Origin of the sequence: Streptomyces griseorubiginosus, assembly GCF_017614965.1 — a bacterium.
In the GTDB taxonomy this organism is placed as follows: Bacteria; Actinomycetota; Actinomycetes; order Streptomycetales; family Streptomycetaceae; genus Streptomyces; species Streptomyces griseorubiginosus_B.
Genome location: NZ_WVUG01000750.1, coordinates 1 through 416 on the forward strand (window position 1 = coordinate 1; position 416 = coordinate 416).

A 416-nucleotide genomic window follows, 5' to 3' on the forward strand; every position below is an offset into this window, starting at 1 on the left:
CCTTTTTGCCGACCTTCGCCTCGACGAGGTGCGAAAACGAATGGATCACCGCGCCATCGTCGATCGAGACGCCCGGTCCGATCACCACGAACGGCTCGATCACGACGTCGTTGCCGAATTTGGTATCGGCGGCGAGATGGACGGTGTCCGGCGCGATCAGGGTCACGCCGGCATCGAGCGCGGCCTTGCGCAGTCGCGCCTGCATCACAGCCTCGGCCTCGGCGAGCTGCGCCTTGGTGTTGATGCCGCGCACTTCGTCTTCGCTGGTCTCGATCACGACGGCCTCCAATCCCATGTCCCTGACGATGCCGACGGCATCGGTCAGGTAGTATTCGCCCTTGGCGTTGGCGTTGCCGATCTTCTCGATGATCGCGAGCGCGGTCCTGCCGTCGAACGCCATTACGCCGGCATTGCAC

At 63.9% G+C, this 416-nt stretch carries 1 pseudogene; it reads right to left on the reverse strand.

Annotation, left to right across the window (positions count from 1 at the left end):
* Positions 1 to 400 (reverse strand): annotated as a pseudogene (locus GRC12_RS45105) (hypothetical protein); the annotation flags it as partial.
* Positions 401 to 416: the final 16 nt, after the last annotated feature.